We start from the raw sequence: 20,653 nt of genomic DNA on the forward strand, positions 1-20,653 counted from the left end.
CCAAGCTAACGCGGGTTACCGTTCAGCTGTCGGACCGGATCGCCTTTCACAGCATTTCCCCGGGGTGCACGAGATTTCGAAGATAGGCGGCGAAACCGGCTTCCACCTTCGAAGTCATTCGCCCGGATGTCGACACCCGGGTGAAATCGGTGGCTACCACCGTGGCACCCAGAGAACGCACCCGGGCCACCAGATCACGATCCTCGTGCAAGGCCATATCGCCGAACCCACTGGTCATCGCATAGACCGAAGCCCTGATCCCGAGGTTCGCACCGTGGACGTGCGGATGGTCCTCACACAGACGATGTTCCTGCAGCCACCGTTGGAGCAGTTCCGGGCCGAGACCGACCGGTTCGACCGTGCCGACCACGCAATCGGCCCCGTCGTCGGCGAACTCCAGCTGCCTCACCAGCCAGTCCTCCGGCACCTGCCCGTCGGCATCGGTGCAGGCCAACCAGATCCGGCCCGGATCTTCGTGGCCGAAGGCGGACAGTGCGCGCGCCATACCCTGCGCGCGCACCGCCCCGACCCGTCCGTACCTGCTGATCAGGATATCTGCGCCTGCGGCGTGGGCGATGTCGGCGCTGCGGTCCCGGCATCTGTCGAGGACGACGACGGTGCGGGCGGGCCGGGCCGAGTCCTCCTGTAGGGCGTGTCGGGCCCGGGTGACGGCGTCGAGGCAGGGGCCGAGGTGTTCTTCCTCGTCGTGGACGGGGATGACGACGGCGACCTGGCGGATCGGTGGCGGTTTCATCGGCGCTCCTGGTGGGGGCCGAGTGCGCCGGGGCCTCCCCAGCAGTCGATCCGCAGGTCGGTGTCGGCATAGGTCAGGCGGTGCCGCAGCAGGCCGGTGTACATCCGTTCGGCCTGGTCGTGAACGAGTTCTCCGTCCAGGGGGATGTCTTCGGTGCGGGCGCGCCAGTCGACGAGGAGGATCTCGCCGCCGGGTCGGAGGACGCGGGCGGCGTGGCGGAGGAGGTGGAGCAGTTCGAGGCCGGTGAGGAAGTAGGCCACTTCGGAGAGGACCACCAGGTCGATGGTGTGATCGGGCAGGTCGGTGAGTTGTCCGTCGTGGCGCCAGTCGACGCGGGGGAGGTCGCGTCGGCGGGCGCGGGCGAGGGCTTGCGCCGAGATGTCGGTGGCGATGACGTGGTCGGCCCGGTCGACGAGTTCTGCGGTCAGTGCGCCGGTGGCACAGCCGATCTCCAATGCTGAGCCGTAGTGTTCCCGGGCGAGGACGGACAGGGTGAGTCGGCGTTTGCGTCTTTCGTACCAGCTGTTCTCGTTCCAGGGGTCGTCGTTCTTCTCGAACAGTGCGTCGAAGGTGTCGGCGCGGTCGGGGCGCGGGACTTGCCGGGTGGGCCGCGGGTGGGGTTGCAGGTGGGGTTGCGGGGTGTCGCGGGTGGGTGTGCGGGGAGCGATCAGCACTTCGACGACGCGTTCGAAGTGGGCCAGGACGTGTCGGGGCAGGAGAGGTTCGTCGCCCGGCAGGGGGGAGAGCGGGCTGGTCTGGGTGGCGTGGGCGAGGAGGGCGGCTCGTTTGGTGTGCAGGGCGTGGGCGGAGGGGGTGAGTACGGTGGTCTGCGACCAGTCGAGGTCGTCGGGGGTGCTTCGGTGCCAGAGCCAGATCGGGTAGTGCAGGAGGTCTGCGCCGGTGTGGGCGGCGAGGGTGTGGGCGAGTGCGCCGAGCAGGTCGTGGTCGGGGTGTCCGTCGTCGGGGTACGGGGCGAGGACGACGGTGTTCCTGTCGAGGTCGGGCAGGTGTGTTTGCAGGGCGGCCAGGAGTTTCGCGGGGTCGTCGGCGAGTCGCCCGTCGGGGAGGCCGAGCAGGTGGAGGCGCGCGTCGGGGGCGAGGAGGCTCAGGGCGTGGCGGGCTTCGGTGCGTCGCGTCTGCCCGAGTCGTCCGGGGGTCCACAGGGTGGATCCGGGGTGGGAGGATTCGCCGTCGGTGGCGATGACCAGGTCGATGCGTGCGCCGGTGGTGGCGAGGTCGGCGAGGGTTGCGCCGATGCCGAGGGTTTCGTCGTCGGGGTGGGCGGAGAGGACGACGACGTGTCGGTGGTCGAGTCGGTGGGGGGTGGTGGCGGGGAGCTGGGCCCATCGGGGGTCGGTGAGCCATCGGTGTTCGGGGGTGCCTGGTTGGTCGTGGTGGAAGGTGGGGGTTTCTTTGCCGGAGGGTCCGGTCATCGTGGCGGTCCGGGTGGCGTGGACAGCAGTGTCCGCCCCAGTGCGGCGAGGTCTCGTTCGGCGTGGTGTTGCCGGATGTAGACGGTGAGGTCGGCGACTCGGCGGGCGTGTTCTTCGTCGTGGGTGAGTGGTGCGGGGCCGAGGGCGTGTCCGACGACGGCGATGACGGTTTCGGCGGTGCGTGCGGCGACGGCTCGGACGCGGGGGCCGAGGTGGGGGTCGGTCGTTCCGGCGTCGATGGTGCGGGCGGCTTCGTGGAGTGCGAGGTCGGCGGTCCAGAGTGTTTCGTCGACGCGGCCGAGGTGGAGGAGGGCGATCTGGTCGGGTTCGCGTCGGGCGGCGGCGTGGTGGAGGGCTGCGGCCAGGCCGTGGGCGCCACCGGTCCAGATGGCGGCGACGCCGATGCCGCCCCAGGCGAATCCGGGTCTGGTGAGATACCAGTTGTCGTCGCCGACGGGGACGGCGGGGACGTCGGTGAGGGTGAGTTCGGCGGTGGTGATCGCGGTGAGTCCGCGGGCGGCCCAGGTGCCGGGTTCGATGTGTACGCCGGGGTGGCGTAGGTCGATGGCGAAGAGTCGCCGCCGGTCTGGGCCGGTGTGGGCGGTGATGAGGGCGTGGCTGATCTTGTCGGGGAGCGAGCACCAGGGTTTGCCGCCGGTGAGTCGCCATCCGTGGGCGGTGTTTTCGGCGTTCAGTTCCAGGTGGGGTGCGTGAGCTGCGTAGACCCCCCAGGTGGATCGGGGTGTGGCGTGGACGGGTTCGAGGTCTGCGGGGGTGCTTCCTGCCTGGTGGAGGATGGCGTGGGCGTCGAGGTGTGGCTCGACGATGCGGGCGACGGTGAGGTCGCCGCGTCCGAGTGCACTGAGTGTGTGGAGATATTCGCTGGTCCGGCCGCGTCCGAGGCCGTGGGTGATGTCGGTGAGTTCGGTGGCGAGGGTGAGGGCCCCGTCGAGGTCGGTGTGGAGGGTCCGGGCTCGTCGGGTCAGTTCGGCGAGGTGGGGGGTGGGTGAGCTCGGGGGTGGGCTCGTGGTGGTTCCTCGGGTGGGGTGCACAGAGCCAAACTATTCCGGACGTTACGGACGCGCGACCGGGAGACACGCGCGGGTCGGCTGCGGATGCCGTTGTTTCTGTGTGGAATTCACCGGTGCTTCGTGGGAGTGGTCTTCTTCTGGTCGTCGGTTTCGTAGGTCAGGGGATCGCTGGCGATGAGGGCGTTGGCCCAGCGGGCCTCGGGGTCGGCGTCGACGAGGAGCGACTTGCACAGCAGGGTGGCGGGGATGGCCAGCAGCGCGCCGAGCACGCCGAGTACCCAGGACCAGAAGAGCAGGGAGACGAAGGTCAGGGTCGCGGTGATCCCGACGGCCTGCCCGGTGAATCGGGGCATGATCAGCGATTGGACGACGAAGTTCAGCACCATGTAGGCGGCGATGACGCTCAGGGCGTGCCCTGGGCCGAGGGCGAGCAGGGCGAGCAGGGCCGGGGGGACGAGCCCGATGAAGAAGCCGACGTTGGGGATGTAGTTGCACAGGAAGGCGAGGATGCCCCAGACGGGGGCGAGGGGGACGCCGATCCAGCGGAGGGCGAGGACGTCGAGGACGGCGGAGATGATGCCGAAGACGGAGGAGACGATCCAGTAGCGGCGGACCCCGCTGGAGAAGGATTCGAGGCCGCCGACGAAGCGGGGGTGGTAGCGCCGGGCGAGTTCGAGCCGTTCGTCGATGCTGACGGTGTCCATGGTCATGAAGAAGACGACGCCGAAGAGGACGGCGAGCAGCCCGGCCCCGGAGGAGAGGTTGGCGAACAGGGGGGTGACGACGCCGATGACGCTGGACGGGCTGATCTGTTGGATCTGTTTGAGCATGGTGTCCGGTGTGACGCCGACCGAGGCGAGGCGTTCGGTGACGGTGTTGACCAGGGTTTCGAACTGTTTGTTGTATTCGGGTAGTGAGGTCACCAGTTGGGTGATGGCCCAGCCGATGGTGGTGAAGAAGGCGCACAGGACGAGCAGGACGACGAGCCCGGTGAAGATGGCGGAGATATTCCGGTTGACCCGGTGTCGGACCAGCCAGCTGTGCAGGGGGTAGGCGGTGACCATGAGGTTCAGGGCGAGGAAGACCGGTCCGATGACGCTGCCGAGGCCTTGGACGAACATGATGCAGTAGGCCAGGCCTGCGCCGCCGACTCCGATGAGGAAGATGCGGGGCATCCCGCGGACGGTGCTGTTGACCGAGGGTGAGGGCGGGTCGGTGGTTTCTTCGGGGGTGGCGACGGCGGTGGGGGCTGCTCCGGCGATGCGCCGGGTGGTGCGGGGGGTGTGGCGTTCGGCGGAGATCACCGGGTCTGCCGCCTCGACGTCGGCTTTGCGGGCCCGATTGCGATTCCGGTTCTTGCTCACCGATGTTGCCTCTCTTCTGCTGGCCGCCGTCGGTTCACGGTACGCCGTCTTCCTGCACAGTCTCCGACGAGCCCGGAGAGCACATTAATTTCCTTGCTGTTCATACGAATTCAACCATTTATTACTTATGTCACGAGATGTCCTGATTCTAGGGTCACCACTGGTCGAACACACCCCAGGAGGCGTCATGAGCACCCAGCGATCATCCGGACAGACCCTCGAGACCAGCGCACCACGCACCGGTCGGCGCCCACTCCCCATCGCGAACTACGTCGTGGAACTACTGGGGACCTTCTTCCTGACCCTCACCGTGGGATGCACCGTCCTCACCCGGAACCCCCTCGCCCCCGTGGCGATCGGCGCCGTCCTCATGGTCATGATCTTCGCCGGCGGGCACATCTCCGGCGCCCACTTCAACCCGGCCGTCACCCTGGCCGTGACCATGCGCGGAGGCCAACCCAGCAGCAGACTCCCCAGCTACTGGGCCTGCCAGCTCCTCGGCGGAGCCATCGGCGCCTTCACCGCGGCAATGGTGACCGGCCAACACCCCACCGCGAAGGCCGCGGCGAACCTCCCGGCGGCACTCGTCGCGGAATTCGTGTTCACCCTCGCCCTGTGCTGGGTCGTCCTGAACGTCGCCACCAGCAAGGACCACCCGGACAACAGCTTCTACGGACTGGCCATCGGATTCACCGTGCTGGTCGGCGCAGTGGCCGTCGGCGACATCAGCGGCGGCGTCTTCAACCCCGCGGTCGGGCTGGGCGCAGGCATCATGGACCTGCTCACCTGGGAAGCCCTCCCCCTCTGGGCGCTGATCCAACTCGTCGCCGGCGCAGCCGCGGCACTGCTCTTCCGGGTGACCAGCCCGCAGGACCACTGATCCGCTTCGGCATGATGCCGGCCGGAGTCAGCCGGTGACGGTTCGTGCGTCCGCGTCGATCGGATGGCGGTCGTTCATCGCCCTGAAGGAAGGCAGCAGTAGCGGGGCGAGCGTGACGGCCAGGTAGACCAGGCCGAGGGCGGTCAGGGTGGGGGCGAGTCCGAGTGGACCGAGCAATTGGGCTCCCAGAAGTCCCCCGAAGGGCATGAGCGCCCCAGCCGTTTTCCGAACGAAAACGGCTGGGGCGCAGCTTTTGACGTCAGACCGCTCACAAAAATCCCGTCATCCCGGATATATACCCTCCCGAACGGCAGAGTGGGATCCAGAGACCCGACCGCGACGAAGGAGGCACCATGAACAGCCCACGTCCCCGAGTTCTCATCGGCTACGACGACTCCGAACAGGCCCGACACGCCATCGGCTGGGCAGCCGACTACGCCCGAGCCCGATCATGGCCCCTCGAAGTCGTCACCGCCCGAACCCTGCCCCTGCCGCCCTTCGGACCCACCGGGGTGATCTCCGACCCCCTCGTCGTCGACGACGGCCCGTACGAGTCCGCCCTGCAACAAGCCTGCGCCGACCTGAAATCCAGCCACCCCGAGGTGGACGTCACCTACCGCATGGTCGACCCCACCGCCTCACGCGCCCTCATCGAAGCCAGCGCCGAACCAGGGATCGTGGTCATCGGCACCCGCGGCCTGGGCGCCATCTCCTCGCTCTTCCTCGGCGGCGTCGCCGACCAGGTCGTCACCCACGCCCGAGGACCCGTCGTGGTCATCCCCGAACATCCCGACCACGACGACCACCCCGAAGGGCCCGTCGTCGTGGGCTACGTCAGCGAAGAACACTCCACCCGCGCCGTGGACTTCGCCGCCGAACAGGCCGACGTCCTGAAACGTCCGCTGCACATCGCGACCGCCTGGGACTTCGGGATCCCGGTCACCACCGAATCCAGCCTGATGATGCCCGGCCCGGCACCCAGCCACGAAGTCATCACGAACCTGCACCGCACCGTGTCCGAGGTCGCCACCCGCCTCGTCGGAGAACATCCCGGACTCGACGTCCACGTCGACGTCCAACACACCTCACCGGTCGAACTGTTGGTCGGCCACTCCCGCCGCGCCTCGATGGTCGTGGTCGGCAGCCGCGGACACGGCGGATTCACCGGCCTGCTCCTGGGATCCACCAGCCGCCGGGTTCTGCAGCACACCGAGTCACCCGCTGTGGTGGTCCCGGGGAACTGAGCCCGACACCGGCGGCGCCAGGTCACCGGTGCTGACCCCAGGCCTGCCACAGGTCCCGGAAAGGCCCCGGCCGGGAGACGAGCTCGTCGGGCGTGCCCTGGTCCACGACCCGTCCCCCGGCCATCACCACGATCCGGTCCGCGCGCACCGCCTGACCCAGACGGTGCGCCACCACCAGCGCGGTCCGCCCCCGGGTGACGGCCTGCGCGGCACGGTCGAGCACCCCGGCCCCTGCGCTCCCGGCCTCGGCGGTCGCCTCGTCCAGGATCACCACCTCCGGGTCGGCGACCAACACCCGCGCCAACGCCAACTGCTGCGCACGGGAAGGGTCGAGCCGATGACCCATCCGGCCGATGACCGTATCGGTCCCCTCGGGCAATGTCGACACCCACGAGTCGGCACCCACCTCCGCCAGGGCCCGACCCAGCAGTTCCTCCCGCGCCGCCGGGTCGTCCGCGCCCGGCGCACCCGGGGGCAGGGCCAACAGGACGTCGTCCCGTAACGGGCCGGAGAAGGTGTGCACGTCCTGGGAGACCAGGACCACCCGTGGACGGCCCGCCGTCCGACGCACCCCGCCCCCGACGACGACCTGCCCGCTGTCCGGTCGGAGCGTCCCCGCCACCAGACCCGACAGGGTCGACTTGCCCGCACCGGACGCACCGACCAGGGCCACCACTTCCCCCGCCCCGACCCGAAGGTCCACCTCGTGCAACACCTGGTGGACGCCGTCGTAGGAGAAGGACACCCCGGACAGGACGATGCCGCCGTCGCCGTCTTGGGCCGCCGCCGTCGGTTGCCGCCGCGGCACGTCGATCACGCCGACGATCCGCCGCAGAGCCACCAGCGCGGCTTGGAAGTCGTCGAGGAAGAACAGGATGAAACGCACCGGGCCGAAGATCCGCACGAGGATCAGCACCGCCGCCGTGGTCTCCCCGACGGTGACGCTCCCCCGCCCGACGAGGAGAGCCCCGACCGCCAGGAGCAGCGCCACGGTGACCGCCTCGACGAGCAGCAACCCAGCGCTCAAGGTGATGACCAGGCGGCGTCCGTGCATCCGCCGGCGACACAACTCCCTGGAGCTGTCGGCCACCAGACGGCGACGCATCCTCTGCAGCCCGTAGGAGTGCACACTGTCCAATCCGTGCACCGTGGCCAGCACGTGACCGGCCTGATGCGCCGAGGCGGCCCGTTCGGCCACATAGGCCTGGGAGGCGCGCGGCCAGTACCAGCGGATCAACAGCAGGTGCCCGGTCGCGCCGGCGGCGATCGCGGCCAGGAAGGCCGGGTGGGCGGCGGCGATCCCCACCGCGGAGACCGTGACCAGGATTCCGGTGGACACGATGCGGGGGACCACCAGGGTGGCGGCGTCGCGGGCGCGGGAGACGTCGTCGCCGACCCGGGAGACCAGGTCGGCCAGTCCGGCCCGTTCGACGGTCGTCTGCGGCAGGTCGAGTGCGGCCTGCAGCATCTGTTCCCGCAGCCGGGCCAGCACGGCGGCGAAGAAAGCCGGTGCGAGGGAGAGCCCGATGCCGCTGACGAGCCCGCTGACCAGGATCGCCGCGATCATGGCGACGGCGTGCGAGGTGAGACTTTCGGGCCCCGCGCCGGCCCGTACGGCGTCGACGATCCGACCGGCCTGGCGTGGCACGACCAGGTCGAGCAGGGCGGCCAGGGTCATGGCGGTCACGGCCAGCACGAGGGTACGACGCAGCCCCCGTCCGGTCGTCCAGGCGACGGCGGCGGCACGTCGTCCGGTGGCCAGGGGCAGGGGGGTACCGGTCGGGGCGGGGGTGGGGTCCGTGGCAGCGATAGGGGGAACGCTAGTCGTTCGACACGCCGGGCACCTAGGCGCCAGGGGCCGCCCCGTCGTCTGGGGTGTGGCCGTCGCTTTCCTCGACATGTCGGACGATCCGGGCCGGGTTGCCCACGGCGACCACGTTCGCCGGGAGGTCCTTGGTGACGACGGCGCCCGAGCCGACCACCGTGTTGTCCCCGATGCTCACGCCGGGGAGCACGATGACGCCGCCGCCGAGCCAGACGTTGTCGCCCAGGGTGATGGGTGCGCCGGATTCCCATCGGGCGCGGCGTAGGCCTGGTTCGAGGGGGTGGGAGGGGGTGAGCAGTTGGACGTTCGGGCCGATGAAGCAGTCTTCGCCGATGGTGATCCGGGCGACGTCGAGGGCGACGAGGTTGTAGTTGACGAAGCTTCGGGCGCCGATGCTGACGTTGATGCCGTAGTCGAGCAGCAGCGGCGGGCGGATCACGACGTCCTGCCCGCAGTGGTCGAGCAGCGCCCGCAGGAGTTCGACGCGTAGGTCTTCCTGTCGTTCGGCGGTCGCATTGTAGGTTTCCTGCAGGTCGGCGCAGCGCAGGCGGATCTCGACGAGTTCGGGGTCGTCCGCCTGGTAGAGGTCTCCGTCGTCCATCCGTTGGCGCATGGTCCGGCGATCGATGTCTTCCGTCATTCCTCGAGAATGCCAAAAAACTTTCTAGGACAACATCTTCCGATATTCCTCGTCGGCGAGCAGTTCGGCATGTCGTCCGCGTCCGCGCAACCGTCCGTCCTCGTCGAGCCGGATGACGACATCTGCCACGGCCAACAGCTGTGGTGACGTGGTGACGACCAACGTGCCCCGACCGGCCCGCAGTTCCGGCAGGTGGGCGGCGATGCGGGCATTGGTGGCCGGGTCGACGCTGGTCGTCGGGTGGGTCAACACCAGCAGCGGCGGGTCGGCGTACAGCGCACGGGCGAGCGCCACCCGTTGACGTTGCCCCCCGGAGAGTGAGCGCCCGCCTTCCCCGACCGGGGTGTTCCAGCCGGAGGGTTGACCGGCGGCGACGTCGTCGCAGGTGGTGGCCCGGAGTACGGCGTCCAGTCGGGCTTGTTCGGCGGCAGTGGCGGGCGGACGGTCCAGGACGATGTTCTCCAGGATGCTGCCGTCGAAGAGGTCGCTGCGGTGGGGTGGCGCGACGAGGACGGCCTGGTGTGCGTCCGAGGTGAGTTCGCCCAGTTCGATGTCTCCGAGCCGGATCGTTCCTGTCGCGGGGTCGCGGCGGCGGGCGCACAGGTCGGCGAGTGCTTCGGCGTAGGGGCCGGGGGCGACGAGTGCGGTGAGTCCTTCGCCGGGGATGTCCAGGGTGAGCGGGTCTGGGATGAGTGGGGGGTGGGTGACGGCGTCGAGGTGCAGCGTCGGCGGCCCGGCGGCGTGGGGGTGGGATCCGTAGGTGCGGGCGGGGGGTGCGGTGAGGACTTCGACGACGCGGTCGGCGGAGGCGTGGGCGGTGCTGAGCACGCTGGCGGTGTCGACGCCGAGGCTGCGCAGGGGCGGCCCCATGGTCTGGGCGAGCCCGGCGACGGCGACCACTTCACCGACGGTGAGGCGCCCGCTGAGTCCGAGGTGGGCTGCGGTGATGGTGAGGGCGGCGACGAAGAGGCCGACGGCGACGGCGATGGTGGAGCTGAAGATGCCGCGGGCTCGACGGGCGGCGATGGTCGCGGTGAGTGCTCTGCGGCTGGCGTGGGCGAAACGTTCGCGGGCGCGGCTTTCGGCTTCGAGTCCTTGGACGACGCGTAGTCCGGCGGTGAGATCGGAGGCTGAGCCGACGGCGGCGGCTTCGGCGGCGCGTTCCCGGCGGGTGTAGGGGCGCAGGGGGCGGACGCCGTAGACGGACAGGGCGATGAGCAGGGGGGTGGCGATGGCGACGACGGCTGCGAGGCGCAGGTCGAGCAGGCTCAGGACGATGAGGGAGCCGGTGACGGTGACGAGTTGTCCGGGGACGGAGGTGAGTGTGGTCATGCCGCGGGTGCTGGTGGTGACGTCGGTGGTGGCGACGCTGAGCAGGTCGCCGGGGAGTCGTCGTCCGCCGGCGAGTCCGGTGGGTTGGAGGAGTCGGTCGAGGACGGCGAGACGTAGGTCGTGTCCGGCCCGGTTGGCGCCGCGGTCGCCGATGAGTCGCATGAGGGTGGCTCCGGCGCGGAGGAGGTATGCGGCGAGGATGACGGCGATCCAGGTGGTGGCGCCGGCCGGGTCGCGGGCGACGAGGCCGGTGTCGATGGCGCGTCCGATGGCGAGGGGGATGATGAGGGTGAGTCCGCTGATGAGGGCTGCGGCGAGGGCGGTCGTCAGGAGTCGGCGGTGTTCGCGGCGGACGAGGCGTCTGACGAGGTGCGGCCCGTCGGTCAGCCCGGCCGGATCGAGGGGCGGGGCAGGGTGCGGGGCGGGGGGTGTTCCGGGCCTGTCCTGTGGTGCGGTGGTCAGCGTGTCCTCCAGGCAGGACGGGGTGCATCGGGTGGTGTGTGGTGGCGCGCCCCGGCCGGGTCCGGTTGTCGTCCGGGGCGACGTGGCCACCCTACTGGTCGGTGGTGTCCTGGTGCGCGTTCGCGGGTTGTCCGTAGGGTGGCTGCCGTGCCTGTGACTTTCGCCCACCCTGCTGCGGTGCTGCCGTTGTCCCGTTCTGGCCTGCCGTTGTCCGCGCTGGTGGTGGGGAGCATGGTCCCTGATGTGCCCTTGTTCGTCGGTGCGGAGCGCTTCTACGGTTTCACGCATTCGGTGCCGGGGTTGTTGACGGTGGATCTGCTGGTCGGTGTCGTGCTCTGGTGGTTGTGGGTGGCGTGGTTGTGGCCGTGTCTGGCCGATGCGGCTCCGGGGGTGGTGCGGCGGAGGTTGCCGTCGGTGGCGCCGGGGCGGCTGATGGTGTCGGGGCAGGGCGCGGTCGGTGCCGGTCTGGCCGGTCGGCGGTGGTGGGTGGTTCCGGTGGCGGTCGTGGTGGGTGCGGCGACTCATGCGCTGTGGGACGAGTTCACTCATGCGGGCCGGTGGGGTTCGACGCATATTCCGTGGTTGGCCGATTCGCATGGGGGTCTGCCGGGGGTGTCCTGGGCCCAGTATGCGAGTGGTCTGTTCGGGTTGACGGCGTGCTTGGTGGCTTTGGTGGTGGCGTGGCGTCGGCGTCCGGTCGGGGAGTTGGTGGCTCGTCGTCATCCGCGGTCGCCGGTGATCTTGTGGGTGACGCCGTTGGCGGGGGTCGTCGGTGCTGCGGTGGCGGCGGGGTTGTGGGCGCATGATCTGCGGTCGGCGGTTTATCTGGCGATCACGAAGGGGGCTTTGTCCGCGGTGGTGGTCGCGGTGTGTGTGGCGGTGGCGGTGGTGCGCTCGATGCGGGTGCGGGGCGCGGGGTGTGCCTCGGAGGGTTGAAGCCGGGGTGGGCGCTGGGGCCTGGCGGGATGGCCGGGGTGGGCGCTGGGTCCGGGGGCGGATGCGCGGCGTGGACGCGTGGTGTCGGCGGTGACGGTCGGGGGCGGCGGGGTACGGTCTTTCGGTGAGTCAGCGGATGTCGATGTGGGAGGGCTATGAGCCCTTGGTACGCGGTGGCGTGAAGTTGCAGACCATCCGGGTGGACGATCCTTTCGTGCCGGGGCCGGTGGTGATCTTCTTCGAGATGTCGTCGGGTGAGGTCGTGGAGATCCCGGCGGTGGTGACGGCGGTGGTGTCGATGCGCCGGGACGAGCTCACCGAGGAGATCGCGCGCAAGGACGGTTTCGCGTCATTGGCGGAGGTGCAGGCGGCTTTGTCGCGGCATTATCCGGGGCTGTCCGAGCAGGCCCGGGTCGAGGTGGTCTCCTACCGCTTGGCGAGCTGATCCGCCGCCATACGCCGCTCCACGACGACGCACCGATCCACGACGACGCGCCGGTCTGCTGCCAGCAGCCTCTCGTCCAGCCGGTCTGACAGCACTTTTCCCTTTCTGGCAGCCGCGTTGATCCGTGGGGGCAGTTCACGAAATGTGCTGGCAGAAGGCCGTGCTGAGGCACCGTGACATGGCGCGCACTCTCTCCGTGCGATAGGTGACGAAAACAGCGCCGGACACAGCAGCCATTTTCCCGAGACAAAAATAAGAATTCAACGCCTCAAGAATTGATATCGCCACCTAGATAAAAGGCGATCAGGCGCAGCACGCATCTGCCAGTAAACACCTGCAAGGATGATATATCATCAAATCGCAAAGGGGACATTCGTGACCGACTCGATTCGGTCATTCACCCCATCCTTATCGACACATTCTGGAGCCATTCTCGTGCAGCCCGGAAATCTTCCCCTCGAAGCAGGGGCGAACATAGGTCTCCGACCAGCCGATCTCGGCGAGTAGCACTGCACGCCAAGCCCACTCACTCAGCTGTCACACTTTTACCCACTCAGCGCAAGCCCAGAGAGCACGGCCGGATCGAAATCAAAACGCCTTTTCCTCAAGGAATATTAGGTGACACGACATCTTCGGATATCGATTTGTGCGGAACCATGCACGCCATCTCCGGACCCACCCTGCTCCTGCTTCATATACGTGAGTTATCATACAACCTATGAAGACGGGCAAATTAAAAGAAATTCTTCAACCGCTCCTGGAGCGCTTGATGGCCTTCGATCGGGCCGCCATGACTCTGACACGGCTGGGCCTGATCACTGTGACCGTCTGGATCGGCGGGCTGAAGGTTGTCCCCTACGAGGCCGAGGGGATCATCCATTTCGTGTCCAACAGCCCGTTCATGAGCTGGCTGTACAAGGACCCGGGCAACTACAAGAAGCACCGCAACCCCGAGGGCGCACTGGTCCAGGCCAATAAGGACTGGCACCTGATGAATGGCACCTACCCGGCGGCATTGTTCATCGGGGCGATCATCGTGATCATCGGCATCATGATCGCTCTGCACTGGCTGTCACCGCTCATCGGCGCGCTCGGTGGGCTGGCCCTGTTCGGCATGAGCTTCGCCACCTTGAGCTTCCTGGTCACCACTCCCGAGGCCTGGGTTCCGGCTCTCGGCGACGCGCACCACGGTTTCCCCTATCTCTCCGGGGTCGGGCGATTGGTCATCAAGGATGCGATCATGATGGGCGCTTCCCTCGTGGTCGGCATCGACTCCGCACGCATCGTCCTGGCCCGCTGGTCGGCTGAGGACTCGGGATCGCCGCGGCACGCCGCTTCCTGATCGGCACCCGCTCATCCGAGTAGTCGGGCCGGGACGTGAACACGTCCCGGCCCGACTTTTTTCATGCACACCTCCGGAACGACGGCCCGGCCGACCCCCGGCCGAGACGGTCACCATCGGGCCTGCACCCTTCACCAAGGCCCTGGCCTGCGCCATCACAGTCGCCCCGGTCGTGGCGTCCTGGCTGGTCGCGTGGCGTCCCGGGAACGACCGGCCTGTGACGAAGCGGGCGCAGGCGTGACGAGGACAGTCCACGTCAGCACCTGCGCCCGCCCGTCGTGGTTCAGCGTGCCTCGGCAGATTGCAGAAGTTTCACCGGCACGGTGAATTCGTCTTCGCTGCCGTCGTAGTGTCGGCCGGCTTTGGTGTCGAAGTCGCGGCTGCGGAAGGAGTTCAACGACGGCGAGTAGGTGTCGACGGTCAGTTCGCCGTGGCGGACGTCGAGCTGGAGCATGCGGATGAACCCGGCGTGTCCGTTGCCGTCGGCCCCGGCGTCATAGGCCTGGTAGTCGGCCATGAGTTCGATCACCTGACGTCCGGTGGGGCCGACGCCCTGTCGGATGTTGCGGCCTACTCCGTGTTCGTGGCCGGAGATGACCAGGAAGACGTTCGGGTTGGGGTCGACCACCTGGGTGCGCACCCGTTCTCCGTCGGTGGACAGTTCGGCTCCTTCGCCGTCGGGGCCGGGGCCGGGTTTCAGGTAGGCGTGCGTGGCGACGATCACGTTGTGGCCGGGGCGGGCGGCGATCTGCGCGCGCGCCCAGGCGGCTTCTTCGTCGGTCACCTGATATCCCAGGTGGACGACGGCGAAGTCGGCTCCTCCGGCGTGGAATTCGTCGACGTGGTTGCTGTTGTCGCCGGGTTTCCAGGGTCCCTGGTAGTACGGCTGGGGGGCGGCGGCGCTGGCTTTGGCGTATCGGTCGGGTCCGAAGAATTCGTTGTAGACCGAGGAGTCCTTCCCTTTGACGTTGTCGTGGTTTCCGGGCAGGACGCCGTTGGGCATGCCGGCTTCGTCGAGGATGCTCTGTGCTTCGGAGGCTCGGGCGAATTCGCCGCGGGCGAAGCCTTTCGTGCGCAGGATGTAGCTGTCGATGAGGTCGCCGGTGTGTGCGGTGTAGGCGATCTTGCGGTGAGCGGCGTTGTCGACGATCCACCGGTTCATGCCTTCGTAGATGTCCTGGCAGCGTTCTCGGACGGTGGGGAGGATGCCGCTGCCGTTGGCGCATCTGGTCAGATATTGGGTGTCGGTGATGTGGGCGATGGCCAGGTCGTAGGTGCCGGGGTCGCGGAAGGCTCCGTCCGGGGCGGTGCTTCCGGTGTGTGTGTTGTTCCCGGTACGGAGGACGGCGGGTGGTGGGTTGTGTGCGGAAGCTGGCGCGGGCGTGCCGGTGAGGGTGGACAGGGCGCAGGTCGTGGCGATCGCCACGGACAGGGTGAGTGAGCGCATGGGGGGAGTCCACCAGTCCGGTACGGATTCCCGGCGTCCGCGCAGTGACGGTTCCTTGAACCGTTCTCAGCCAAAAGATTGACTGATCAACAAGTTTCATCAACGTTCATCGCGCGGTTCCATATCGCGCCGATGACGGTCCGAATACAGGTCGTCGAAGTATCCACTCGCACCGAGCATCACCGCGGCTTCAGCCAGTTCGTCCAGGCCGTCCCTGGTGAGCACGCCGTCGGTGCAGGCCGCTTCCCGCATGTTCTCCAGGAAACGCTCGTTGAGGCTCCTGACCTGGGCGCCGCCCAATCCGCTCTGTCCGGCGAATCTGGCCAGCATCTTGGCTTCCTCACCGCTGATCCGGCCGTCCTCCATCACTGCGGCCAGAGCCTCGAAATAGGCCTCGGCCACGGCGTCGTCGATGTCGTTGGCCGACATGGGCAGCCTGCTGACCAGCGAAGCCATCCAACCGTCCTGCCCTTTGCGCAGCGCGGTGGCTCGGGTCACCAAGCGCGGTCGGGGTGTCCCGGACGGGCCGGGGTACCGGTAGGGGTCGCAACTGTAGAACAGGGGGCTCTCGTGACGGTCCAGCATCCGCGGGAGCAATCTGGAGACGGCCCGGACGTCGCCCAGCGCGGTGTGCTTGTCGACCAAGGGGATCCCGGCCTGCTGGGCGAGGGTACCCAGGGTGAAGTTCGCGGCGTGGAAGGTGCGCTGCCCGAGCCAGAGGGTGCACAGCGCGGGCATGGCCAGCCCTTGATACCCGGCGGCGGTGAACTCGGCGTGCAGGAAGGCTTCTTCGAAGGACGCATTGTGGGCGACGACGACGGCGCCGTCCAGGCGCGCCAGCACGTCGTCGGCGACCTCGGCGAACCGGGGCGCCCGGGCCACGGCGTCCCGGGTGATGCCGTGCACGAACACCGGGCCGGTGTCACGGTCGTCCGGCCTGATCAGGGTGGCGAATTCGTCCTCGATATTGCCGTAACGGTCGACCCGGGCGATGGCGATCTCGACGATGCGGTCTCCCCGACGTGGGGACAGCCCGGTGGTTTCCAGGTCGACGACCGCGTACGGGCCGTCGTGCTCCTGGCCTTGGACGAGACCGGCGTAGGAGAAGAGGTCACCGCGCATACCGGCTTCAACGAACGGAAGCTCGGGAATGTCGCCGCTTCCGTCGCCGTGACGGTCGGTCTTGGCGCGCGCGGCGGTGAACACTGCGGAGGTTTCGTTCCTGCGGGTCGGGGGTTCGTCCTCGTCGTCCCAGGGTTCGTCGTCCGGGTCGTTCTCGTCGGCGCGGTGTTCTTCCCGGTCGCTGTCGGGGGCCCGTCGGTGGCTCGGTCGGCTGAACATCCGGTGGACGAAGATGAAGAAGAGGCAGGTGAACGGGGCTGCGATCACCGAGGTGAACAGGAAGGTCCCGATCTGTTCGTCCAGCAGGAAGAGGACGGCGAAGTACAGGCTGGGGCCGGCCAGCACGCCTGAGGCCAGTGCGCCCAGCGCCAGGAGACCTTTGTGGATCGGATCTCCACTGGTTCGTCTCGAAGTAGCTCTCATCGGGTATCGCCCCACATGTCGACGGTGTCGACGGCGCAGATCTTCCGCACCGGTGCCCCCTTCGGGCGTCCTCGACGATATTCCTCTTGTCGTGGACGTTGCAGGTGGACCCTGGGTGTCCGGTGTCCGTGGGCGGTGCGGGCCGGTTACCTGCTCTGTGACCGGTCATGCGACGGGTAGGTGTGCTGCGGGCCGCGGTTCATCCTTTGGCGACTCCGGCGACGAGGGCGTCGAGGGCCTGGGCGACGTTCTTCTGGGCTCCGGCGCTCTTCTCTCCCAGGCCGAAGCGTTTCACGTACCAGGAGATCTCCTCGTAGGAGGCGTGGGTCTTGCCGGCGTCGTCCTCCCAGAAGAGCACTCGTAGGGGCAGGACGAGTCCCATGAGTTGTTGGTCCTGCATGAAGGGGGTGCCGCCCTGGGGGTTGCCGACGATGACGAGGGTGGTGGGGCGCAGGGTCGTTCCGGCCTTGGCGGCTCCGGCTGCGTGGTCGACGGTGGCGAAGACGGTGAGTCCTTTGCCGGTGGCGGCTTGTTGGAAGTCGGTGACGAGGCGGGGGACGGGGTGGGCGCAGTCGACGGTGCGGATGCCTTCGATGGCGGGCATGGCGGGGGCCTTTCCGGTGGTTTTTCCGGTGGTGGTCGGGGTGGTCGACGGGCCGCCGCCGGTGGTGCAGGCGGTGAGGAAGGCGAGTGCGGCGGCGCCGCCGAGTCCGAGGGCGATCCGGCGGGAGATGTCGTGGTCGGGTGCGGGGGTGCGTCCGCGGGAGGGACTGGTCATGGGGTGTTTCCTGGTCTCACGAAGAGTGACATGTCCCCCGCACCCTAACCGGCGATGATGCAAGATATATGAATATCCGGCGCATCTCCCCTGAATGCGGAACCTTTTGCGCCACAACCGGTTACACGGCAACCCGCCAGTGATCCCCGGGCGCGGCGGTCAACTCGGCCGGCCACGACCCGAAGCTCTGGTGATACTCCGAAGCATCCGGGGTCTCCGTGTACTCCAGGAGCCCACCGACCTTCTCGGCCAGCACGGCCCGCACCTCCGACGGGGTCGCGAAGAAGAACTCCCGACGGAAGTTGGCACAGTTGACCCGCCGGGCGGCGAAGGCCTTGTGCAGTTCGTTCTCGAGGGTGACCGCGTCATCGGAGAAGAAGAGCGCGTGCACGTCGTACTGGAAGGGCACCGACGCCCCGCTGAGCTCCCGGACCCGATCACGCGGTTCGATCCGGCGCGTCATCCCGATCTTGACCACCTGCGGACCGAAGGCACCGATATTGGAGATCACGTAGACGTACCCGGCACGGATATTGGCCACCCGGTAGTCGTTCGACTCGATGGCCGAGTCGATCTCCACGAGACGAGCGGTCAGGTCCACCGTGGACTCGGCGTCCCCGTTGGCCTCCAATGCGGCCAAGGCGCTGACGTAATGGGCGCGTTCCTTGTCCAGCCGAGCCCGTTCCGCAGCGAGTTCGGCTTCCACCCTCCGCTGCTCACGCAGAAGCTCCCGCTGTTCACGGGCCTGTTCACGTTCTTCCTGGAGCTTCATGCGGTAGTCGGCGACCAGTTCGAGTTCTTCCACCCGCAGGGCGTGGTACTCCGGGTTGATCCGCAGTTCCATCATCGAACCGAGTTTCTCGACCGCCTGGACGGACCTGCCCAGCCTCGTCGTCGCAGTGCCGATGTTCCCGGCGCGCAACGAGCGAACACAGTTGTCGGCTTCGGCGTTGTAGGCCCGCAGCATCAACTTGGACAGGTCGCGCACCAGCTGCCGGCCCCGGGCGAGGGAACCGTTCCAGGTGAACATGTCGGCGGCCAGGACGGCCCGGCCGTCCTTGACCATCATGTCGATGCGCGCTTCCACGTCGTCGAGTCGTTCCTTGTACGCCGGGGCGTCCTCGAGCGGATGGTGGTAGCGGTAGATGCCGACGTCCTGCAGGGCCCGCTGGTCATCCAATTCCACGAGCCCGCCCGCGTCGGCGCCTCCCCGTCCACGGGCTGCTGCCAGTTCCGCCTCCAGGGAGCGGATCCGGGCTCGGAGCAGCTCGGTCTCGTCCGGTGTCCCAGGAGTCTGCCGGTGTTCCTCCGATCCCGGGTCGAGCGGGGGCCCGTACTGGGTGGCGGCCGGCTCCTCGACCGGTTCGGCTGCGACCTCATCGATCCACAGCTGCCATCCGACCGGTGGTTCCGGCCAGGTGGACGGGGGACGCCACCCGGCCGGTGGGGTCCAGCCGGGCGGAGGCGTCGGCCAACATCCGGGCCAGTTGAGCCTCATTTCCGGCCCCGTGCCCGCACGCCGACGCTGGCGTCCGCCGGGGCCAGGTCGAAGGGCGACTTGGACAGGGCCGCGCCGAGATGTTCGAGGGTCGCCGACGGAACCACATTGGCCAGGTCGAAGCCATTGAACTCCTCCCGCCCGGCGGCCGCGATGACCAGGGGGACGATCTCGGCGTTCCCGGTGGCCGGCGACAGTCGTTCGGCTGCCACCGTCATCGCGATGGAGTCGATCTTCCCTTCCCGGTCGGCTTCGAACACCTCGTGTAGGGTGCGGACGGCGACCTGCCAGACCGCGGAGGCGTAGCGGTCCTTCTGGGCCTTGGCGGAGAGCACGCTCTCCTGGATCAGGTCCTTGGACTTCACGTACCGGTACGACTTGACGCAGGGGACCGCCGAAGGCAGGGGCACGGTGACGGTCAGGGTCAGTTCCCTCGACGGCAGGTCGAAGGTGCCGTGGTGACGGACGGGGAAAGCTTCCGGGTACACCGAGTTCGACAGGACCAGCGCGACATATTCTTCGATGGCCTCAGGAAGGTCGAAAGCCAGGTTGTTCTTGAGCTGTTCGATCTCTTCGTTCCGGTTCTTGGCTTCTGCTTCCCGGACGCGGCATTTCACCTCGTAGTTCTCCCGGGCGCGTTCCAGTTTGGCGATGCGGTCCGCTTCGAGATGTTGGAAGGCCGTCCGTTTGGTGTCGATCTGACGGCAGTAGTCCCACCATTGCCGGTGGACCGTTTCGTGGTGGGCGCGCATCTGGGCCACCGCGGTCTCGTGTTTCTTCTTCCCGCCGAGCATCGCCGCCAGCCCGGCCGGCGCGGGTGGTTCGACGTAGCGCGGTTCGGGCGGGTATTCCAGACCGACCGGGCGGGGCGGGACGGCCAGGGCTCCCGGGGTGAAAGGTGGGTGTTCGACCGAGTCGACTTTCAAGGCGTCGAGGTCGATGAAGTCGTCGTTCTCCAGGGTCGAGGCGAGCAGGCTGTCGATCTCGGCGTAGGTCGATTCCAGCACGGAGTTCAGTGCGGCGGCTTCGGCCGTCCTGGCTTCGGCGTGCAGCCGTTCGGCTTCGCGTTGGGCTGCTTTCTGCTCGGCCTGTGAGGCCCGTTCGGCGGCGGCGAGCGCGCGTGCGTAGTCTCGCTGTGCTTTTTCGGCGGCCCGCTCGGCGGCGGCTTGTGCTCGGGCCGCGGCGAGTCGTTGTCGGTGCTCTCGCCGTTCGGCTTCCTTGGCCTGCCGGTTGATCTCCGCGAGGAAACCGCGTCTCCTAGCCATCACGAACCTCTCGAATCCATTTCGGAATAACTGGGTCCGTAATACACGACAAGAAATGTCTACCTGAACTTAGCCTTGGCTTAGTTGGCCGTTCGCGCTGAACGAAAAACCAAAGACCTTCAATATCAAGAGAATTGATGAATCCTATATTCAACTAAAAGCTCGGAGCCCACTCCCGCGGCTCCTCGCCCACCTCGGGCGGACCTCTCCGACCTCCTGGGCCGACCTGGTCGAGGTCCGGTTCGGCATCATTGAACGCCGGCCCATCCACCGGAGCAGCTACACCTCATCCCGGGACCTCAACGCGACGATCCACACCTTCATCGATGATTGGAACGCCACCGCCGTCCCGATGGGGAAATCCCACCGCCTGCCCCGTGATAAAACAACCCTTAAAGGCGGGGCAATGCTTCGGCATGTGACACCAAAGTA

The 20,653-nt window shown here is 67.8% G+C and carries 18 protein-coding genes; 5 read left to right on the plus strand and 13 right to left on the minus strand.

Annotated features, from left to right (window positions below):
- Nucleotides 1-46 precede the first annotated feature (46 nt).
- The 4 genes from AUCHE_RS11660 to AUCHE_RS11675 form a co-directional block, all read right to left on the minus strand.
- Nucleotides 47-754, minus strand: coding sequence for a glycosyltransferase family 2 protein (locus AUCHE_RS11660; RefSeq protein WP_006503511.1), 708 nt, complete (start codon nt 752-754; stop codon nt 47-49).
- Nucleotides 751-2,187 (minus strand): PIG-L family deacetylase, encoded by a 1,437-nt coding sequence (locus AUCHE_RS11665; protein ID WP_006503512.1) that lies wholly within the window; start codon nt 2,185-2,187, stop codon nt 751-753. Before AUCHE_RS11665 ends, AUCHE_RS11660 begins: the two co-directional genes overlap by 4 nt.
- Complete coding sequence (locus AUCHE_RS11670) at nt 2,184-3,239, minus strand: acyl-CoA/acyl-ACP dehydrogenase (RefSeq protein WP_006503513.1); 1,056 nt, start codon at nt 3,237-3,239, stop codon at nt 2,184-2,186. The genes AUCHE_RS11665 and AUCHE_RS11670 overlap by 4 nt, the downstream gene beginning before the upstream one ends.
- A gap of 86 nt (nt 3,240-3,325) precedes the next feature.
- The gene (locus tag AUCHE_RS11675; RefSeq protein WP_006503514.1) at nt 3,326-4,582 is read right to left on the minus strand and encodes an AI-2E family transporter; all 1,257 of its coding nucleotides are present in this window, start codon (nt 4,580-4,582) and stop codon (nt 3,326-3,328) included.
- 187 nt (nt 4,583-4,769) lie between these two features.
- Here AUCHE_RS11675 and AUCHE_RS11680 point away from each other — a divergent pair, with 187 nt between their 5' ends.
- Nucleotides 4,770-5,462 carry an aquaporin gene (locus AUCHE_RS11680; RefSeq protein ID WP_006503515.1) on the plus strand — a complete coding sequence of 231 codons (693 nt, stop codon included), beginning with the start codon at nt 4,770-4,772 and terminating at the stop codon, nt 5,460-5,462.
- Between the two features lie 27 nt (nt 5,463-5,489).
- On the opposite strand, the gene AUCHE_RS11685 is transcribed toward AUCHE_RS11680, so the two are convergent.
- A complete protein-coding gene (locus AUCHE_RS11685) occupies nt 5,490-5,639 on the minus strand; it encodes a hypothetical protein (protein WP_155889063.1) in 150 nt (49 codons plus the stop codon).
- 176 nt (nt 5,640-5,815) lie between these two features.
- Between AUCHE_RS11685 and AUCHE_RS11690 the strand changes: the two genes are divergently transcribed.
- Complete coding sequence (locus AUCHE_RS11690; RefSeq protein ID WP_006503517.1) at nt 5,816-6,706, plus strand: universal stress protein; 891 nt, start codon at nt 5,816-5,818, stop codon at nt 6,704-6,706.
- A gap of 22 nt (nt 6,707-6,728) precedes the next feature.
- Here AUCHE_RS11690 and AUCHE_RS11695 read toward each other — a convergent pair whose 3' ends face one another.
- The 3 genes from AUCHE_RS11695 to AUCHE_RS11705 all read right to left on the minus strand — a co-directional run bounded on the left by AUCHE_RS11695 (nt 6,729) and on the right by AUCHE_RS11705 (nt 11,055).
- Nucleotides 6,729-8,393 (minus strand): ABC transporter ATP-binding protein, encoded by a 1,665-nt coding sequence (locus tag AUCHE_RS11695; RefSeq protein WP_162137256.1) that lies wholly within the window; start codon nt 8,391-8,393, stop codon nt 6,729-6,731.
- Between the two features lie 157 nt (nt 8,394-8,550).
- Entirely contained in the window at nt 8,551-9,171 is a 621-nt protein-coding gene (locus AUCHE_RS11700) for a sugar O-acetyltransferase (RefSeq protein ID WP_040322285.1), read from the minus strand.
- 24 nt (nt 9,172-9,195) lie between these two features.
- On the minus strand, nt 9,196-11,055 hold the full coding sequence (locus AUCHE_RS11705) for an ABC transporter ATP-binding protein (protein ID WP_006503520.1): 1,860 nt from the start codon (nt 11,053-11,055) through the stop codon (nt 9,196-9,198).
- A gap of 57 nt (nt 11,056-11,112) precedes the next feature.
- Here AUCHE_RS11705 and AUCHE_RS11710 point away from each other — a divergent pair, with 57 nt between their 5' ends.
- From AUCHE_RS11710 to AUCHE_RS11720, 3 genes are all read left to right on the plus strand, one after another.
- On the plus strand, nt 11,113-11,901 hold the full coding sequence (locus AUCHE_RS11710; RefSeq protein ID WP_006503521.1) for a DUF4184 family protein: 789 nt from the start codon (nt 11,113-11,115) through the stop codon (nt 11,899-11,901).
- Between the two features lie 124 nt (nt 11,902-12,025).
- Nucleotides 12,026-12,346 carry an ASCH domain-containing protein gene (locus AUCHE_RS11715; protein WP_217994380.1) on the plus strand — a complete coding sequence of 107 codons (321 nt, stop codon included), beginning with the start codon at nt 12,026-12,028 and terminating at the stop codon, nt 12,344-12,346.
- Between the two features lie 769 nt (nt 12,347-13,115).
- The gene (locus tag AUCHE_RS11720; RefSeq protein WP_006503523.1) at nt 13,116-13,688 is read left to right on the plus strand and encodes a DUF417 family protein; all 573 of its coding nucleotides are present in this window, start codon (nt 13,116-13,118) and stop codon (nt 13,686-13,688) included.
- Between the two features lie 283 nt (nt 13,689-13,971).
- Here the strand turns inward: AUCHE_RS11720 and AUCHE_RS11725 are convergent, their stop codons facing one another.
- From AUCHE_RS11725 to AUCHE_RS11745, 5 genes are all read right to left on the minus strand, one after another.
- Nucleotides 13,972-15,135: a metallophosphoesterase gene (locus AUCHE_RS11725; RefSeq protein ID WP_006503524.1), complete on the minus strand. Its 1,164-nt coding sequence runs from the start codon at nt 15,133-15,135 to the stop codon at nt 13,972-13,974.
- 99 nt (nt 15,136-15,234) lie between these two features.
- The gene (locus AUCHE_RS15845; protein WP_006503525.1) at nt 15,235-16,680 is read right to left on the minus strand and encodes a 3'-5' exonuclease; all 1,446 of its coding nucleotides are present in this window, start codon (nt 16,678-16,680) and stop codon (nt 15,235-15,237) included.
- A gap of 199 nt (nt 16,681-16,879) precedes the next feature.
- The gene (locus AUCHE_RS11735; protein WP_006503526.1) at nt 16,880-17,458 is read right to left on the minus strand and encodes a DUF302 domain-containing protein; all 579 of its coding nucleotides are present in this window, start codon (nt 17,456-17,458) and stop codon (nt 16,880-16,882) included.
- A gap of 121 nt (nt 17,459-17,579) precedes the next feature.
- The gene (locus AUCHE_RS11740; RefSeq protein ID WP_006503527.1) at nt 17,580-18,956 is read right to left on the minus strand and encodes a DUF4041 domain-containing protein; all 1,377 of its coding nucleotides are present in this window, start codon (nt 18,954-18,956) and stop codon (nt 17,580-17,582) included.
- A complete protein-coding gene (locus AUCHE_RS11745; protein ID WP_006503528.1) occupies nt 18,953-20,221 on the minus strand; it encodes a hypothetical protein in 1,269 nt (422 codons plus the stop codon). The genes AUCHE_RS11740 and AUCHE_RS11745 overlap by 4 nt, the downstream gene beginning before the upstream one ends.
- Between the last annotated feature and the right edge of the window lie 432 nt (nt 20,222-20,653).

Source organism: Austwickia chelonae NBRC 105200 (assembly GCF_000298175.1).
Taxonomy (GTDB): domain Bacteria; phylum Actinomycetota; class Actinomycetes; order Actinomycetales; family Dermatophilaceae; genus Austwickia; species Austwickia chelonae.

Coding starts and splice junctions, on each gene's coding strand:
- AUCHE_RS11745 (WP_006503528.1), bottom strand. CDS start 20,221: ATGGCTAGGAGACGCGGTTTCCTCGCGGAGATCAACCGGCAGGCCAAG.
- AUCHE_RS15845 (WP_006503525.1), bottom strand. CDS start 16,680: ATGAGAGCTACTTCGAGACGAACCAGTGGAGATCCGATCCACAAAGGT.
- AUCHE_RS11700 (WP_040322285.1), bottom strand. CDS start 9,171: ATGACGGAAGACATCGATCGCCGGACCATGCGCCAACGGATGGACGAC.
- AUCHE_RS11665 (WP_006503512.1), bottom strand. CDS start 2,187: ATGACCGGACCCTCCGGCAAAGAAACCCCCACCTTCCACCACGACCAA.
- AUCHE_RS11690 (WP_006503517.1), top strand. CDS start 5,816: ATGAACAGCCCACGTCCCCGAGTTCTCATCGGCTACGACGACTCCGAA.
- AUCHE_RS11680 (WP_006503515.1), top strand. CDS start 4,770: ATGAGCACCCAGCGATCATCCGGACAGACCCTCGAGACCAGCGCACCA.
- AUCHE_RS11720 (WP_006503523.1), top strand. CDS start 13,116: ATGGCCTTCGATCGGGCCGCCATGACTCTGACACGGCTGGGCCTGATC.
- AUCHE_RS11740 (WP_006503527.1), bottom strand. CDS start 18,956: ATGAGGCTCAACTGGCCCGGATGTTGGCCGACGCCTCCGCCCGGCTGG.
- AUCHE_RS11725 (WP_006503524.1), bottom strand. CDS start 15,135: ATGCGCTCACTCACCCTGTCCGTGGCGATCGCCACGACCTGCGCCCTG.
- AUCHE_RS11735 (WP_006503526.1), bottom strand. CDS start 17,458: ATGACCAGTCCCTCCCGCGGACGCACCCCCGCACCCGACCACGACATC.
- AUCHE_RS11660 (WP_006503511.1), bottom strand. CDS start 754: ATGAAACCGCCACCGATCCGCCAGGTCGCCGTCGTCATCCCCGTCCAC.